Source organism: Pseudosporangium ferrugineum, assembly GCF_003002065.1.
GTDB lineage: Bacteria > Actinomycetota > Actinomycetes > Mycobacteriales > Micromonosporaceae > Actinoplanes > Actinoplanes ferrugineus_A.
The window spans coordinates 138271-152335 of record NZ_PVZG01000005.1 but is presented as its reverse complement, the minus strand read 5'-3'; the positions used below and the strand labels follow the sequence as shown (position 1 = coordinate 152335).

At 71.8% G+C, this 14065-nt stretch carries 16 protein-coding genes; 10 read left to right on the top strand and 6 right to left on the bottom strand.

Annotated features, from left to right (window positions below):
• Nucleotides 1-301 precede the first annotated feature (301 nt).
• From gap to CLV70_RS12670, 5 genes are all read left to right on the top strand, one after another.
• The gene (gene gap, locus CLV70_RS12690) at nucleotides 302-1297 is read left to right on the top strand and encodes a type I glyceraldehyde-3-phosphate dehydrogenase (RefSeq protein WP_106126653.1); all 996 of its coding nucleotides are present in this window, start codon (nucleotides 302-304) and stop codon (nucleotides 1295-1297) included.
• Between the two features lie 5 nt (nucleotides 1298-1302).
• Complete coding sequence (locus tag CLV70_RS12685) at nucleotides 1303-2508, top strand: phosphoglycerate kinase (protein ID WP_106126652.1); 1206 nt, start codon at nucleotides 1303-1305, stop codon at nucleotides 2506-2508.
• A 2-nt stretch (nucleotides 2509-2510) separates the two neighbouring features.
• On the top strand, nucleotides 2511-3302 hold the full coding sequence (gene tpiA, locus CLV70_RS12680) for a triose-phosphate isomerase (protein ID WP_106126651.1): 792 nt from the start codon (nucleotides 2511-2513) through the stop codon (nucleotides 3300-3302).
• A 99-nt stretch (nucleotides 3303-3401) separates the two neighbouring features.
• On the top strand, nucleotides 3402-3656 hold the full coding sequence (secG, locus tag CLV70_RS12675) for a preprotein translocase subunit SecG (protein ID WP_106126650.1): 255 nt from the start codon (nucleotides 3402-3404) through the stop codon (nucleotides 3654-3656).
• A 197-nt stretch (nucleotides 3657-3853) separates the two neighbouring features.
• Complete coding sequence (locus tag CLV70_RS12670; RefSeq protein ID WP_106126649.1) at nucleotides 3854-4195, top strand: RNA polymerase-binding protein RbpA; 342 nt, start codon at nucleotides 3854-3856, stop codon at nucleotides 4193-4195.
• Between the two features lie 4 nt (nucleotides 4196-4199).
• On the opposite strand, the gene CLV70_RS12665 is transcribed toward CLV70_RS12670, so the two are convergent.
• Nucleotides 4200-4817 carry a GNAT family N-acetyltransferase gene (locus CLV70_RS12665; RefSeq protein WP_245908193.1) on the bottom strand — a complete coding sequence of 206 codons (618 nt, stop codon included), beginning with the start codon at nucleotides 4815-4817 and terminating at the stop codon, nucleotides 4200-4202.
• 120 nt (nucleotides 4818-4937) lie between these two features.
• Between CLV70_RS12665 and CLV70_RS12660 the strand changes: the two genes are divergently transcribed.
• From CLV70_RS12660 to fliQ, 5 genes are all read left to right on the top strand, one after another.
• Complete coding sequence (locus CLV70_RS12660; RefSeq protein WP_106126647.1) at nucleotides 4938-5402, top strand: hypothetical protein; 465 nt, start codon at nucleotides 4938-4940, stop codon at nucleotides 5400-5402.
• Nucleotides 5403-5418: 16 nt separating this feature from the next.
• Nucleotides 5419-6006: an RNA polymerase sigma factor gene (locus CLV70_RS12655; protein ID WP_106126646.1), complete on the top strand. Its 588-nt coding sequence runs from the start codon at nucleotides 5419-5421 to the stop codon at nucleotides 6004-6006.
• Nucleotides 6003-6512: a hypothetical protein gene (locus tag CLV70_RS12650; RefSeq protein ID WP_106126645.1), complete on the top strand. Its 510-nt coding sequence runs from the start codon at nucleotides 6003-6005 to the stop codon at nucleotides 6510-6512. The genes CLV70_RS12655 and CLV70_RS12650 overlap by 4 nt, the downstream gene beginning before the upstream one ends.
• Before the next feature lie 52 nt (nucleotides 6513-6564).
• Nucleotides 6565-6972 carry a VOC family protein gene (locus CLV70_RS12645; protein ID WP_106126644.1) on the top strand — a complete coding sequence of 136 codons (408 nt, stop codon included), beginning with the start codon at nucleotides 6565-6567 and terminating at the stop codon, nucleotides 6970-6972.
• Between the two features lie 90 nt (nucleotides 6973-7062).
• The gene (gene fliQ / locus CLV70_RS12640; RefSeq protein WP_106124652.1) at nucleotides 7063-7332 is read left to right on the top strand and encodes a flagellar biosynthesis protein FliQ; all 270 of its coding nucleotides are present in this window, start codon (nucleotides 7063-7065) and stop codon (nucleotides 7330-7332) included.
• Nucleotides 7333-7383: 51 nt separating this feature from the next.
• Here fliQ and pgl read toward each other — a convergent pair whose 3' ends face one another.
• The 5 genes from pgl to tkt all read right to left on the bottom strand — a co-directional run bounded on the left by pgl (nucleotide 7384) and on the right by tkt (nucleotide 14055).
• A complete protein-coding gene (pgl, locus tag CLV70_RS12635) occupies nucleotides 7384-8103 on the bottom strand; it encodes a 6-phosphogluconolactonase (protein ID WP_106126643.1) in 720 nt (239 codons plus the stop codon).
• Nucleotides 8104-8200: 97 nt separating this feature from the next.
• Complete coding sequence (locus tag CLV70_RS12630; protein WP_106126642.1) at nucleotides 8201-9217, bottom strand: glucose-6-phosphate dehydrogenase assembly protein OpcA; 1017 nt, start codon at nucleotides 9215-9217, stop codon at nucleotides 8201-8203.
• Nucleotides 9214-10731 carry a glucose-6-phosphate dehydrogenase gene (zwf, locus tag CLV70_RS12625; protein WP_170148605.1) on the bottom strand — a complete coding sequence of 506 codons (1518 nt, stop codon included), beginning with the start codon at nucleotides 10729-10731 and terminating at the stop codon, nucleotides 9214-9216. The genes CLV70_RS12630 and zwf overlap by 4 nt, the downstream gene beginning before the upstream one ends.
• A 72-nt stretch (nucleotides 10732-10803) precedes the next feature.
• The gene (gene tal, locus CLV70_RS12620) at nucleotides 10804-11946 is read right to left on the bottom strand and encodes a transaldolase (protein ID WP_106126640.1); all 1143 of its coding nucleotides are present in this window, start codon (nucleotides 11944-11946) and stop codon (nucleotides 10804-10806) included.
• A gap of 54 nt (nucleotides 11947-12000) precedes the next feature.
• Nucleotides 12001-14055 (bottom strand): transketolase, encoded by a 2055-nt coding sequence (tkt, locus tag CLV70_RS12615; RefSeq protein WP_245908214.1) that lies wholly within the window; start codon nucleotides 14053-14055, stop codon nucleotides 12001-12003.
• Between the last annotated feature and the right edge of the window lie 10 nt (nucleotides 14056-14065).

Sequence of the window (14065 nt, the reverse complement as noted above, 5' to 3'; positions counted from 1 at the left end):
GGGGCTCGGGACCTATTGCTTTTGTGCGCCCCGGTGCCCGTACCGAAGAATGATTTTCGGCCTGAGGTAACGATCAGGTCGCGGCCCCGACGCGAGGGCGACCGGGCTTCTCGGCTAGGGTCTTGGTTGACGGCGACGGTGCCGGCAGCTAGGGCCGACGCGCCGGGACGCCGCGGATCGACTGACGCGGTGCCGGAACGGTAAAGCGCGGCCCATTCACAGCCGGCCTTCGACAACTGGTCGGCACGAAAACCTCCGCCGGTCGCAGAAACCCGGCGGACCGAAACGAGGAGATCGACCTGTGACCATCCGGGTTGGCATCAACGGCTTCGGCCGTATCGGCCGTAACTTCTTCCGGGCGGTGGCCGCCTCCGGCGCGGACATCGAGATCGTGGGTGTGAACGACCTCACCGACAACGCCACGCTCGCCCACCTGCTGAAGTACGACAGCATCCTGGGCCGCCTGCCGCACGAGGTGAAGGCCACCGCCGACGAGATCACCGTGGCCGGCAAGACCTTCAAGGCGTACGCCGAGCGCGACCCGCAGAACCTGCCGTGGGGCGACCTGGGCGCCGACGTCGTCATCGAGTCGACCGGCTTCTTCACCGACGCCACCAAGGCGAAGGCGCACCTCGACAAGGGTGCGAAGAAGGTCATCATCTCGGCCCCGGCCAAGAACGAGGACATCACGGTCGTCGTCGGCGTCAACGACCACCTGTACGACGCCGCGCAGCACAACATCATCTCGAACGCGTCCTGCACCACCAACTGCCTCGCGCCGATGGCCAAGGTGCTCAACGACTCGATCGGCATCGAGCGTGGCCTGATGACCACGATCCACGCGTACACGCAGGACCAGAACCTGCAGGACGGCCCGCACAAGGACCTGCGCCGGGCCCGCGCCGCCGCGCTGAACATCGTGCCGACCTCGACCGGCGCCGCGAAGGCCGTCAGCCTGGTGCTGCCGGAGCTCAAGGGCAAGCTCGACGGCTTCGCGCTGCGCGTGCCGATCCCGACCGGCTCGGCCACCGACCTGACCTTCACCGCCGGCAAGGAGACCTCGGTCGACGAGGTCAACGCCGCCATCAAGGCCGCCGCCGACGGCCCGCTCAAGGGCATCCTGGTCTACACCGAGGACCCGATCGTGTCCGCGGACATCGTCACCGACCCGGCCTCCTGCATCTTCGACGCCGGCCTCACCAAGGTGATCGGCAACCAGGTCAAGGTCGTCGGCTGGTACGACAACGAGTGGGGCTACTCGAACCGCCTCGTCGACCTGGTCAAGCTGGTCGGCTGAGCTTCGTGAAGGCTCTCGACGACCTGCTCGGCGAGGGTGTCTCGGGTCGGCGTGTGCTCGTGCGCGCCGACCTGAACGTCCCGTTCGACAAGAGTGACCCCACGGTCATCAGCGATGACGGACGCATCCGCGCGGTGCTGCCCACGCTGGTGGCGCTGCGTGACGCGGGCGCCCGCGTCATCGTGTGCTCGCACCTCGGCCGCCCCAAGGGCGCGCCGGACCCCAGGTTCACCCTCGCGCCGGTCGCCCAGCGCCTCGGTGAGCTGCTCGGCAACCCGGTGATCTTCGCCTCGGACACCATCGGCGAGTCGGCCTCCGCCTCGGTGGACGCGCTGCAGGACGGCCAGGTGCTGCTGCTGGAGAACCTGCGCTTCAACGAGGGCGAGACGTCGAAGGACGACGCCGTGCGCGGCGGGTTCGCGGACAAGCTCGCCGCGTTCGCGGAGTACTACGTCGACGACGCGTTCGGCGCCGTGCACCGCAAGCACGCCTCGGTGTACGACGTCCCGGCCCGGCTGCCGCACTACGCCGGCGGCCTGGTGCTGCGCGAGGTCGACGTGCTCAAGCGCGTCACCGAGAGCCCCGAGCAGCCGTACGTGGTCGTGCTCGGCGGCTCGAAGGTCTCCGACAAGCTCGCCGTGATCCAGGCGCTGCTGCCGAAGGTCGACAAGCTGCTCGTGGGCGGCGGCATGTGCTTCACGTTCCTCAAGGCCCAGGGCCACGAGGTCGGCAAGTCGCTGCTCGAGGCCGAGATGATCGCCACCTGCGCTTCGCTGCTGGAGCAGGCGCAGGGCCGGATCGTCCTTCCGGTCGATGTCGTGGCGGCTTCGGAATTCGCGGCCGACGCCGCGCATGACGTCGTGGATGTCTCGGACATTCCGGCCGATCGGCTGGGTCTGGACATCGGTCCCGCGTCGGTCGCGTTGTTCGCCGAGGCGATCGGGTCGGCGAAGACGGTGTTCTGGAACGGGCCGATGGGCGTGTTCGAGCTGGCGCCGTTCGCGGCCGGCACCCGGGGCGTGGCCGAGGCGATCACCAAGATCGACGGCTTCTCCGTGGTCGGCGGCGGCGACTCGGCCGCGGCCGTGCGCACGCTGGGCATCGACGAGTCCGGCTTCGGGCACATCTCGACCGGCGGCGGCGCGTCGCTGGAGTACCTCGAGGGCAAGACCCTTCCGGGCCTGTCCGCCCTTTCGGCGTCGGAGAGCTGAGCATGGCTGACAACACCCGCCGGCCCATCATGGCCGGCAACTGGAAGATGAACCTCAACCACCTCGAGGCCATCCTCCTCGTGCAGAAGCTGGCCGCCAGCCTCAACGAGCAGCAGCTCACCGACGTCGAGGCGGTCGTGCTGCCGCCGTTCACCGACCTGCGCAGCGTGCAGACGGCGATCGACGGCGACAAGGTGCTGATCAAGTACGGCGCCCAGGACCTGTCTCAGCACAAGGGCGGGGCCTACACCGGGGAGATCTCCGGCGCGATGCTCGCCAAGCTGGGCTGCTCCTACGTGGTGATCGGGCACTCCGAGCGCCGCGAGTACCACGGCGAGGACGACGCGCTGGTCAACGCGAAGGTGAAGGCGGCGCTCGCCAACGAGCTCACCCCGATCCTCTGCGTCGGCGAGGGCCTCGACATCCGCGAGGCCGCCGGGCAGGTGGCGCACTGCTGCACCCAGCTCGACGGCGCCCTCGACGGGCTCAAGGCCGAGCAGGTGCAGAAGATCGTCATCGCGTACGAGCCGGTGTGGGCGATCGGCACCGGCAAGACCGCGACGCCCGACGACGCGCAGGAGGTGTGCGGGGCCATCCGGGCCCGGCTCGCCGAGAAGTACGGCGCCGAGACGGCCGACGCGGTGCGCATCCAGTACGGCGGCTCCGTGAAGGCGGCCAACATCGCCGCGATCATGGCGCAGCCGGACGTGGACGGCGCGCTGATCGGCGGCGCGAGCCTGGACGCCGAGGAGTTCGCCTCGATCGTCCGGTTCCCCGAGCACGTCCAGCGCTAGAGGCATCGAACGGACCGGCCGCCCCCTGGGGCGGCCGGTTCCGCGTGCGCCCGCTATTGTGGTGTCGCTGCTGCGCCCTTCGAGAGGAATGACCCGACCATGCCGATCGCGTTCGCCTACACGTTGATCGTGTTGCTCATCATCACGAGCATCCTGCTGACCCTGCTGATCCTGCTGCACCGCGGCAAGGGCGGCGGCATGTCCAGCATGTTCGGCGGCGGCGTCACCTCGAGCCTGGCCGGCTCGTCGGTCGCGGAGAAGAACCTCGACCGCTACACGGTGCTGGTCGGCATCGTGTGGTTCGCCTGCATCGTCGGCCTCGGCCTCTGGCTCAAGCTCGCTCAGGCGTCCTGAAACCTATTGTTAACGTCCGGTTCCGCACCGTTCGTCGGCAACCCTTCCTGAGGCGCTTCGAGAGTCGTAGACTCTGCCGCGCGGTCCGGTCCGTCCGGGCCGCGCGGTTGTTTTTTGCACCGCACGATCCTGGCAGCACCCTCACCACCGCCGATCCTCCCCGGCGATGACGCCCCTGAAAGACAGGAGTCACATCCGTGTCCAGTGGCAGTGCGATCCGCGGAAGCCGCATCGGTTCCAGCCCGATGCGCCCCGACGAGCGCAGCGAGCCCGCCCCGCGGCGGGAGGTGACGTACTGGTGCGCGGCCGGCCACGAGATGGACGTCCGCTTCGCCGCCGACGTCGCCCCGCCCGAGACCTGGGACTGCACCCGGTGCGGCCAGCCGGCCGGCCTCGACCGTGCCAACCCGCCGGGCAGGATGCGGGCGGAACCCTACAAATCCCACCTCGCGTACGTGAAGGAGCGCCGCTCCGACGCCGACGGGGAGGCGATCCTCGCGGAGGCCCTGGCCAAGGTGCGCCGCCGCCGGGGCGAATAGGCCCCTACAGCGGGGTCGTCTCGCGCCCGAGGTAGACGACGGGGCCCGGGTCGGGGACGGCCAGCTCGACGAAGCCGAGGCGGTCGTAGAACGCCCGGGCCGCGCTGTTCCGCTCGGCCATGCCGAGGTGCACGCGCGGGACCCCGGCCGCGTGCAGGCCGGCCAGGAACGCCGCGATCAGGCCGCGGCCCCAGCCCTTGCCCTGCCACTCCGGCAGCAGGTCGATGTGCAGGTGGGCGGGGTAGCCGGCGAGCTCCGGCACGATCATGCGCTCCGGCCGGTAGTGCAGCGCCAGCATGCCGTCCTCGGCCGTCGCCGGCGGATCGGCCGGCACCGGGTAGCGTCCCGCCGTCGCAGGCAGCCACTCCTCGCGGTAGCGCCGGGCGAAGCGGGCCGTGTCGGCGGTGCCGAGCACATAGCCGACCGCTGTGCCGGTGCCGTCGTCGAGGACGTGCGCGTGCTCCGGTTCGAGGATCACGTACGGCGCCGCGAAGATGTCGCCCATGAGCCGGTCCGAGGAGTAGAGCCCCCGCGCGTCACCTCCCGCATCGGCGGTACGCACGCAGATGTCGTAGACGGTGTCGAGGTCCTCGGGCCGGTACGCACGGATCACTGGCTGCACCCGCCCGAGTCTAGGGAAGCACTGGGGTGTGACCGGCGTCACCATGACGGCGCCAACCTTTTCCGGCGTCGTGCGTCCCTCCCTGCGAGAGCCCCCATCGACCCCGCAGGAGTTCAGCTGATGCGCCTGACCGCCCGTGCCGCCACGTACACCGTCGCCGTGACCGCCGTCGTCGTCCTGGGTGGCGGGTACGCCGCCACCGCGTTCGCCGATTCCGGGAAGCCGGAGCCGTCGAGGGTCACGGACGCGCCCGCGCCGGTGCCCGCCAAGCCGGGAAGTCCCGGCGGAGCGCCCGCCCCCGGTGCGGCAGCTCCGATGCCCGCCAAGCCCGGCGGCGGCGCCCCCATGCCCGCCGAGCCCGGACGGCCGGGTGGAGCGCCCGTGCCCGTGACGCCCGGCGGTCCGCGGCCGGCCGAGCCGGCGCCGGCGCCGAGCGCGGGCCCCGGCCGCCCGGCGCCCGACGCCTCCCCGGCCCGTCCCGGCGCCCCCAAGGCCAAGCCCGCGCCGGCGCGCCCCGGCGCTCCCAAGGCCGCGCCTGCACCGGCGCGACCGGGCGGGGTACCGTCGGCCTCCCGCGCCCGCTGACCGTCAGGCCCCGCCCATGATCCTCGCCCTGCCGCTGCCGCAGCCCCTGCTGCGGTGGCTGCGGTCGGCCCTGGCCGGGTCCGCGGCGCCGGTCCGCGACCCCGGCGCCCCGGACGGGCCTCCGGCGATCAACGAGCTGTACCACGCGCGCCGGCTGCACCTCGTGCGGCTGGCCGTGCTGATGGTCGACGACCTGGGCACGGCCGAGGACATCGTGCAGGACGTGTTCGCGGCGCTGTACCGGCGGCACGGGGCCGACCTGCGGAAGATCGCCGACCCGGACGCCTACCTCACCTCCGGGGTGATGAACGCGGCCCGGTCGGCGTTGCGGCGCCGGCGGACCGCGCGGGCGTACGTGCCGCCCCCGCCGGGCACGGCACCGGCCGCCGAGGACCAGATGCTCAGGGGAGAGGGTGACCGGGAGGTGCTGGCGGCGCTGGCGGAGCTCACGGTGCGGCAGCGCCAGGTGGTGGTGCTGAGGTACTGGTCGGAGCTGTCCGAGCAGGAGATCGCCGAGGTGCTGCACGTGTCCCGTGGCACCGTGAAGTCGACCGCGCACCGGGCCCTGACCCTGCTGCGCGGCCTGCTCGGGGAGCACTCATGAGCACGGTGGAGGGTTCCGTGCCCAGCGCGACCGAGGCCCGGCTGCGGGCGGCGCTGGCCGCCCGCGCGCGTCAGGTGACCGCGGACGAGCTGCAACCCGCCGTGCCGCCGACCGCGACGGGCCGGCCGGGGCGGCTCGCGAGGTCGTGGCGGCTCGCCGGGTGGCGCGGGCTGGTGGCGGGGCTGGCGCTGGTGCTGGCCGCCGTGGGCGTCGGCCTCGTCCTGCCCGGGCGCGACGGGCCCCGGCGAACGCCCGATGCGCCGGCGGTGACCGTACCGTCGGAGTCGCCCGGGCCGTCGCCGTCCGTGGGCCCGGCGCCGACGCCGGAGCGCGCAGAGCCGGAGCGCTCGGAGCCGGCCGCCCCGAAGGGTACGCCGCCCACGACCCCGCCGATGGCTCCCGGGGCGGCCACCCCCGGGGCGATCACCCCCGGCGCCGGCGACCGGGGTCGCGTTCCGGCCGCCCCGCAGCCCGGGAACGCCGCGCCGCCCTCAGCGTTCGGGTGACGGTCTCGTCGGCCGGACGGCGCGGGGGTGGCGTACCTGTCAGGATGGGCCGGTGAACTGGACCTTGGAAGTGGTGGTCGTGCCGGTCTCCGACATCGACCGGGCGAAGGAGTTCTACGCCGGGAAGCTCGGCTTTCACGTCGATCATGACACCGCGTTCGGCGACGACGTCCGGATCGTGCAGCTCACCCCGCCGGGCTCCGGTTGCTCGATCGTGATCGGGCGGGGCGCGGTGCCGGACATGCCGCCGGGCTCGCTCAAGGGGTTGCAGCTGGTCGTGCCGGACATCAACCGGGCGCACGCCGAGCTGGTGGCCCGCGGCGTCGCGGTCAGCGACGTGCAGCGGCTGGGGGAGAACCCCAGCCCGACGCCCCACCCGCTGGACAACGTCGGCTTCGTGTTCTTCGCCGACCCCGACGGCAACGGCTGGGCGGTGCAGCAGATCTCGTCGCGCGCCTGACTTGAGGGTTTCGCGGGGCTGAACCGAACGGCAACCGTCGTATTCCTGTTGTGCACTCCGGGGTGGTCCGGGGGTCCCGAAGGGGATGGCATGACGGATACGCAGATCGTGGAGCTGGGCCTGCAGGCGATGACCATTGCGGCGAAGATGTGTGCGCCGGTGTTGCTGACGGCGTTGCTGATCGGTTTTGCGATCTCGTTGTTCCAGTCGGTGACGCAGATTCAGGAGGCGACGCTGTCGTTCGTGCCGAAGGCGATCGCGGTGGGTGCGGCGATTCTGTTCAGTGGGAACTGGATGTTGCACGAGATGGTGACGTACACGACGCAGTTGTTCGAGAAGATTCCGTCGCTGCTGAGCTGAACTTGCGCAAGAAAAAAGGGCCGCCCTGGAGGGCGGCCCTTTTTCGTCCGGTCAGCGTTTCGCCGCGGCCGCCGTGTCCAGCAGCCAGACGGTCTTCCTCGTGCCGGTGGCGCGGGCCGCGGGCAGGCCGGTGTCGCCGCGCAGCGCCGCGCCGACCGAGTCCGCCTTGTCCGGGCCGGCCGCGACCAGCCACACCTCCGCGGCCGAGCGGATCGCCGAGAAGGTCAGCGAGATGCGCGTCGGCGGCGGCTTCGGGCTGTCGTGCACGGCGGTGACCGTGCCGTCGGCGGTGGCGTCCGGGTGCCCCGGGAAGAGCGACGCCACGTGCCCGTCCTCGCCGACGCCCAGCATCAGCACGTCGAAGGTGGGCAGCGAGGCGGCGAGCTCGTCGCCGTAGCGGGCCGCGGCCGCGGCGGCGTCGTCGCCGTCCGGGCCGTCCGACGGCGGCATCGCGTGCACCCGGGCCGCGTGGAGCGGCAGAGCGTCGAGCAGGGCCTCGCGGGCCTGGGTCTCGTTGCGGTCCGGGTCGCCGGCCGCCAGGAACCGTTCGTCGCCCCACCACAGGTCGACGCGGGACCAGTCGATGGCCGCCGTGGCCGGGAGGTCCTTGACCGCGCGCAGCACCTTAGCGGCGACCCGCCCGCCGGTCAGCACCACGTCGGCGCGCCCGCGCACGGCCTGCGCCTCGATGATCGCGGTGACCAGCCGGGCCGCCACCGCCGACGCCAGGACGTCCGCGTCCGGCACCACCACCACAACGGTCTCGCTCATCGGACTCCTCACGTCGGCACCCACGGCTCGGGGCCGCCCCGCGGGACGGCCCCGTCGATCTTAGTGAACAACCGGTATCGAACCCGAGTGCCCGGGTTCAGGCGGCGGATCCGCCGGGGCCCGCCATCGCGCCGGCCTCCTCGCCCGCGCGCGCGGCCTGGGCCGGGTCCTTCCACACGTGCACCCGCATCGCCGGCTTCTCGTCGAGGCCGGGCATGCCGGCCATCGCGCCCAGGGCCTCGCCGTAGATCTGGTCGGGGTCGAGGCGGCGCAGCTCCTCGGCCAGCTCGTCGCCGACCGGGCGCTTGGGCAGCGGCATGTAGCGCGGCTCCTGCCCGGAGCGGCTGAACAGGGCCGTGCCCTCCTCGCGGGTGACCGTGACGCAGTCGCCGTTGGCGCACTCCAGCTGCACCGTGTGCATGCGCGGCGCCCGGTCGGTGTGCTCCCACTTCGGCTCGATGCCCAGCCGCGACTTGAGCCACCCGCACATCAGCGCGGCGGTCGGGTCGTTGGCCGGCGCGATGACCGTGGCGCCGGTGACCCGCTCCTCGGTGGTGTCGAACGCGCCCGCGACCAGGGTGCGCCACAGGGTGATCCGGGTCCAGGTGAGGTCCGTGTCGCCGGGCGCGTAGTCGGCGGCCCGCTGCTTGAGCGCCGCCACCGGGTCCGGGGCGAGCTTGCTGTCGGTGATGCGCCGGTCGGCGACGACGCCCAGGAAGTCGTTGGCGATGACGTCCGGCGGCTCGCCGTGCCACCACGTCACCACCGGCACGTCCGGGGCGAGCAGCGGCATGACCACCGACTCGGCGTGCAGCGCGAGGCGGCCGTACATGCGCATCACGACGGCCTCGGCCGGACCGAGCCGGCCGCCCACGACGATCTCCGCGTCGAGCCGGCTGCGGCCCTCCAGGTCGGAGCGGACCACGATGAGCAGGCGGCAGGGGTGCGCGGCCGCGGCGATCGTGGCGGCGGCCTCCGCCTCGCGGACCTTCTTCTCCTCCACCACGGCGACCAGCGTCAGGGCGAGACCGGAGGCCACGCCGCCCGCGCTGCGCCGCTCGGCCGCGAGCGCCTTGACGACCTCGTTGCCGGTGGTGTCCCACAAGCCGATCATGCACGCCTCCAGGAACGGCCCTCGCGGGCCAGCATCTCGTCCGAAGCCCGCGGTCCCCACTCGCCGGCCCGGTAGGGCTCCGGCTCGGTGCCCGCCCACGCCTCCTCGAGCGGGTCGATGACGCGCCAGCTCTGCTCGACCTCGGCGGCGTCGGGGAACAGGGTGCGGTCGCCGACGAGCACGTCCAGCACGAGCCGCTCGTACGCCTCGGGGCTGGACTCGGTGAACGCCTCGCCGTACTGGAAGTCCATGGCGATGTCCCGGACCTCCATGGTGGTGCCGGGGACCTTGGAGCCGAACTTGAGCACCACGCCCTCGTCCGGCTGCACGCGGATGACCAGCTGGTTGTTGCCCAGCATCTCCACGTCGGCCGGGTCGAACGGCAGGTGCGGCGCGCGCTTGAACAGGATCGCGATCTCGGTGACCCGGCGCGGCATCCGCTTGCCGACGCGGACGAAGAACGGCACGCCCGCCCAGCGCCTGTTCTGGATGCCGAGGCGTACGGCCACATAGGTCTCGGTGGTGGAATTCTCCGGGACGCCCTTCTCCTCCAGGTAGCCCACCGCGCGCTCGCCGGCCACCCAGCCCTGGAGATACTGCCCGCGCACGGAACCGGCGGCGATGTCCTGCGGGATGCTGATCGCCTTGAGCACCTTCAGCTTCTCGGCGCGGATCTCGTTGGGGTCGAAGCTCGTCGGCTCCTCCATGCCCACCAGCGCAAGCAGCTGGAGCAGGTGGTTCTGCAGCACGTCGCGGGCGGCGCCGGCGGAGTCGTAGAACGCCGCGCGGGTGCCGATGCCGACGTCCTCGGCCATGGTGATCTGCACCGAGTCGACGTACTTGGAATTCCACACCGGCTCGAACAGGCTGTTGGCGAAGCGCAGGGCCAGGATGTTCTGGACCGTCTCCTTGCCCAGGTAGTGGTCGATGCGGAAGACGTCCGCGGGGGTGAAGACCTCGTCGACCAGGTGGTTGAGCGCCATGGCGGTCTTCAGGTCGTTGCCGAACGGCTTCTCGACGACCACCCGGCGCCAGCCGCCGGACTTGGCGTTGTCCGCCATCCCGGTGCGGTTCAGCTGATTGAGGACCAGCGGGAACGCGGCCGGCGGGATGGAGAAGTAGAACGCGGCGTTGCCCGCGATGCCGTTGCGTTCGCGCAGCTCGTCCAGCGTGCTCGCCAGGTGGTCGAACGCGGCGTCGTCGTCGAAGGAGCCGGGCACGAACTGGAACTGGCTCGCCAGCCGCTGCCAGACGTCCTCGCGCCACGGGGTCCGGGCGCCCTTCTTCGCCGCCTCGTAGGCCAGCGACTCGAAGTCGCCGTCGCCCCAGTCGCGGCGGGCGAAGCCGAGGACCACGAAGCCGGGCGGCAGCAGACCCCGGTTGGCGAGGTCGTAGACGGCCGGGATCAGTTTCTTTCGCGACAGGTCACCGGTGACGCCGAAGATCACCAGAGCGCAGGGCTCCGGGATCCTGGGCAGCCGTCGGTCCTGTGCCGTGCGCAGCGGATTACCCACGTGCCCCATCCTGCCAGCTTTTGATCGGTCCGGCGCCTGCTCGCGGCCGGACGGCCGCGAGCAGGCCGGTGGTCACCGCGCCGCGGCGTCGCTCGGGCTGTCGTCGCCCCCGGCGGCCGCGTCGAGGGACTTCTTGACGTCCTCGAGCAGCTCGGCCCAGCTGGCCTCGAACTTCTCGACGCCCTCGTCCTCGAGCACCCTGAACACGTCGGTCAGGTCGACGCCGGCCGCGGCCACGTCGTCCATGACCTTCTGGGCGTCGGCGTACGAGCCGGTCACCGTGTCGCCCCGGGTCTCGCCGTGGTCCTCGTACGCCTTGATGACCGACTCGGGCATGGTGTTGACCGTGCCGGAGGCGATGAGCTCCTCGACGTAGACGGTGTCCTTGTAGTCCGGGTTCTTGGTGCCGGTGGACGCCCACAGCGGCCGCTGGGGCAGGGCGCCCGCGTCGGCCAGCGCCTTCCAGCGGTCCGAGGCGAAGATCTCCGCGTACGCCTGGTAGGCGAGCTGGGCGTTGGCGACGGCGGCCCTGCCCTTGAGGGCCTTGGCCTCGTCGCTGCCGATCTTGTCCAGCCGCTTGTCGATCTCGGTGTCCACGCGGGACACGAAGAACGAGGCCACCGAGCCGATCTTGCTGAGGTCGTGGCCGTTCGCCTTCGCCTGCTCCATGCCGGCCAGGAAGGCGTCCATGACCGCCCGGTAGCGCTCCAGCGAGAAGATTAGCGTGACGTTGACGCTGATCCCCGCCGCCAGCGTGGCGGTGATCGCCGGCAGGCCCGCCTGGGTCGCCGGGATCTTGATGAACAGGTTCGGGCGGTCGACCAGCCACCACAGCGTCTTCGCCTCGGCCGCGGTCTTCTCGGTCAGGTGCGCGCTGCGCGGGTCGACCTCGATGGACACCCGGCCGTCCACGCCGTTCGACGCGTCGTACGCGGGGCGCATGACGTCGCACGCCCACCGCACGTCGTACGAGGTGAGCAGCCGCACCGCCTCCTCGACGGTGACCTGCTGCGCGGCCAGGTCCTTGAGCTGCTCGTCGTACGCGTCCGCGTCGGCGAGCGCCTTGGCGAAGATCGTCGGGTTCGTGGTGACGCCCACCACGTGCTGCTCGGTGCGCATCCTGTCCAGCGAACCGCTCTGCAGCCGGACGCGGGAGAGATCGTCGAGCCACACCGCCACACCCGCGGCGGAGAGCTCTGCCAGCCTGTCGGTCATCGCACTACTCCTTCTATTCTCGGCCTTGCAGTGCGGCGAAGCCGCCTGGGCGGCTCAGTTTCCGGTCGTGTGACCGGTGATTTCGCCGACCTTGGCGAGGGCGGCGTTGGCCTTGGCCACCACGTTGTCCGCGGTGAAGCCGAACTGCTCGAACAGGATCTTGGCCGGGGCGCTGGCGCCGTAGTGCTCGATGCTGACCGCCTCGCCGGCATCGCCGACCAGCCGGTCCCAGCTCATCCGGACGCCGGCCTCGACGGAGACCCGCGCCTTGACGCCCCGCGGCAGCACCTTCTGCTGGTACGCGGTGTCCTGCTCGAAGAACCACTCCTGGCAGGGCATCGACACGACCCGGGTCGGGGTGCCCTCGGCCTCGAGGCGCTCCTGGGCGGCGAGGCAGATCGACACCTCGGAGCCGGTGCCGATGAGGATCACGTGCGGCTCGCCGTTCGACGCCTCGGAGAGGATGTAGCCGCCCTTGAGGGTGCCCTCCGCCGACGCGTACCTGGCGCGGTCGATGGTCGGCAGGTTCTGCCGGGACAGGGCGAGCGCGGTCGGGCGGTCGGTGTGCTCCAGCGCGCCGCGCCAGGCCCAGGCGGTCTCGTTGGCGTCGGCGGGGCGGACCACGTCGAGGCCGACGATGGCGCGCAGGGCGGTCAGCGTCTCGATCGGCTGGTGCGTCGGGCCGTCCTCGCCCAGGCCGATGGAGTCGTGCGTCCACACGTACACGACCGGGAGCTTCATCAGCGCCGACAGCCGGACCGCGCCGCGCATGTAGTCGCTGAAGACCAGGAACGTGCCGCCGTACGCCCGGGTGCCGCCGTGGGCCACGATGCCGTTGAGGATCGAGCCCATGCCGTGCTCGCGGATGCCGAAGTGCAGGGTGCGGCCGTACTCGTGACCCGGGAACGCCTTGGTCGCGTACTCCGCGGGGATGAACGAGGGCTCGCCCTTCATCGTGGTGTTGTTGCTCTCGGCGAGGTCCGCCGAGCCGCCCCACAGCTCCGGCAGCACCGGCGCGAGGGCGTCCAGGACCTTGCCGGACGCGGCCCGGGTGGCCAGGCCCTTCTCGTCGGCCGGGAACTCCGGCAGCGCCTCGGTCCAGCCCTCGGGCAGGGCCCGGGCGGCCAGGCGGTCGTACAGCTTCTTGGCGTCGGCGTTGCCGGCGGCCCAGGCCTCGAAGGCCTTGTCCCACTCGGCATGCGCCTCGCGGCCGCGGGCAGCGGCCTGGCGGGCGTGGGCGAGCACCTCGGGGTCGACGGCGAACGACGCGGCCGGGTCCAGGCCCAGGATCTCCTTGGTGGCCGCGACCTCGTCGGCGCCCAGGGCCGAGCCGTGGATCTTGCCGGTGTTCTGCTTGTTCGGCGCGGGCCAGCCGATGATCGTCCGCAGCACGATGAACGACGGCTTGTCGGTGACCGCCTTGGCCTCCTGGATCGCGGCCCAGAGCGCCTCGACGTCCTCGTGGTAGTCGCCCTTCTCGGGGTCGCCCTGCCGCCAGTCCACCGTCTGCACGTGCCAGCCGTACGCCGCGTAGCGCGCCCCGACGTCCTCGTTCTTCGCGATGCGGGTGTCGTCCTCGATGGAGATCTCGTTGTCGTCGTAGATCACCGTGAGGTTGCCGAGCTTCTGCACGCCGGCGACGGCGCTCGACTCGTGGCTGACGCCCTCCTCGATGTCACCGTCGGAGCAGAGCGCGTACACGTGGTGGTCGAAGATCGAGGCGCCGTCGGCGGCCCCGGGGTCGAACAGGCCGCGCTCGCGGCGGGCGGCCATCGCCATGCCGACCGCGTTGCCGATGCCCTGGCCGAGCGGCCCGGTGGTGACCTCCACGCCGGGGGTGTGGCCGTACTCGGGGTGGCCGGGGGTCAGCGAGCCCCACTGCCGCAGCGAGGCCAGGTCGTCCAGCTCCAGGCCGAAGCCGTTGAGGTACAGCTGGATGTAGAGCGTGAGGCTGGAGTGGCCACAGGAGAGCACGAACCGGTCGCGGCCGGCCCACAGCGGGTCGGTCGGGTCGTGCCGCATGACGCGGTTGAAGAGCAGGTAGGCGGCCGGCGCGAGACTCATCGCCGTGCCGGGGTGGCCGTTACCGGCCTTCTCGACCGCGTCCATGGCCAGCACC

Excerpts from the sequence above, each read along its gene's own strand:
- tpiA (WP_106126651.1), top strand. The coding sequence starts at position 2,511 with ATGGCTGACAACACCCGCCGGCCCATCATGGCCGGCAACTGGAAGATG.
- secG (WP_106126650.1), top strand. The coding sequence starts at position 3,402 with ATGCCGATCGCGTTCGCCTACACGTTGATCGTGTTGCTCATCATCACG.
- CLV70_RS12660 (WP_106126647.1), top strand. The coding sequence starts at position 4,938 with ATGCGCCTGACCGCCCGTGCCGCCACGTACACCGTCGCCGTGACCGCC.
- CLV70_RS12655 (WP_106126646.1), top strand. The coding sequence starts at position 5,419 with ATGATCCTCGCCCTGCCGCTGCCGCAGCCCCTGCTGCGGTGGCTGCGG.
- CLV70_RS12650 (WP_106126645.1), top strand. The coding sequence starts at position 6,003 with ATGAGCACGGTGGAGGGTTCCGTGCCCAGCGCGACCGAGGCCCGGCTG.
- fliQ (WP_106124652.1), top strand. The coding sequence starts at position 7,063 with ATGACGGATACGCAGATCGTGGAGCTGGGCCTGCAGGCGATGACCATT.
- pgl (WP_106126643.1), bottom strand. The coding sequence starts at position 8,103 with ATGAGCGAGACCGTTGTGGTGGTGGTGCCGGACGCGGACGTCCTGGCG.
- CLV70_RS12630 (WP_106126642.1), bottom strand. The coding sequence starts at position 9,217 with ATGATCGGCTTGTGGGACACCACCGGCAACGAGGTCGTCAAGGCGCTC.
- tal (WP_106126640.1), bottom strand. The coding sequence starts at position 11,946 with ATGACCGACAGGCTGGCAGAGCTCTCCGCCGCGGGTGTGGCGGTGTGG.
- tkt (WP_245908214.1), bottom strand. The coding sequence starts at position 14,055 with ATGGACGCGGTCGAGAAGGCCGGTAACGGCCACCCCGGCACGGCGATG.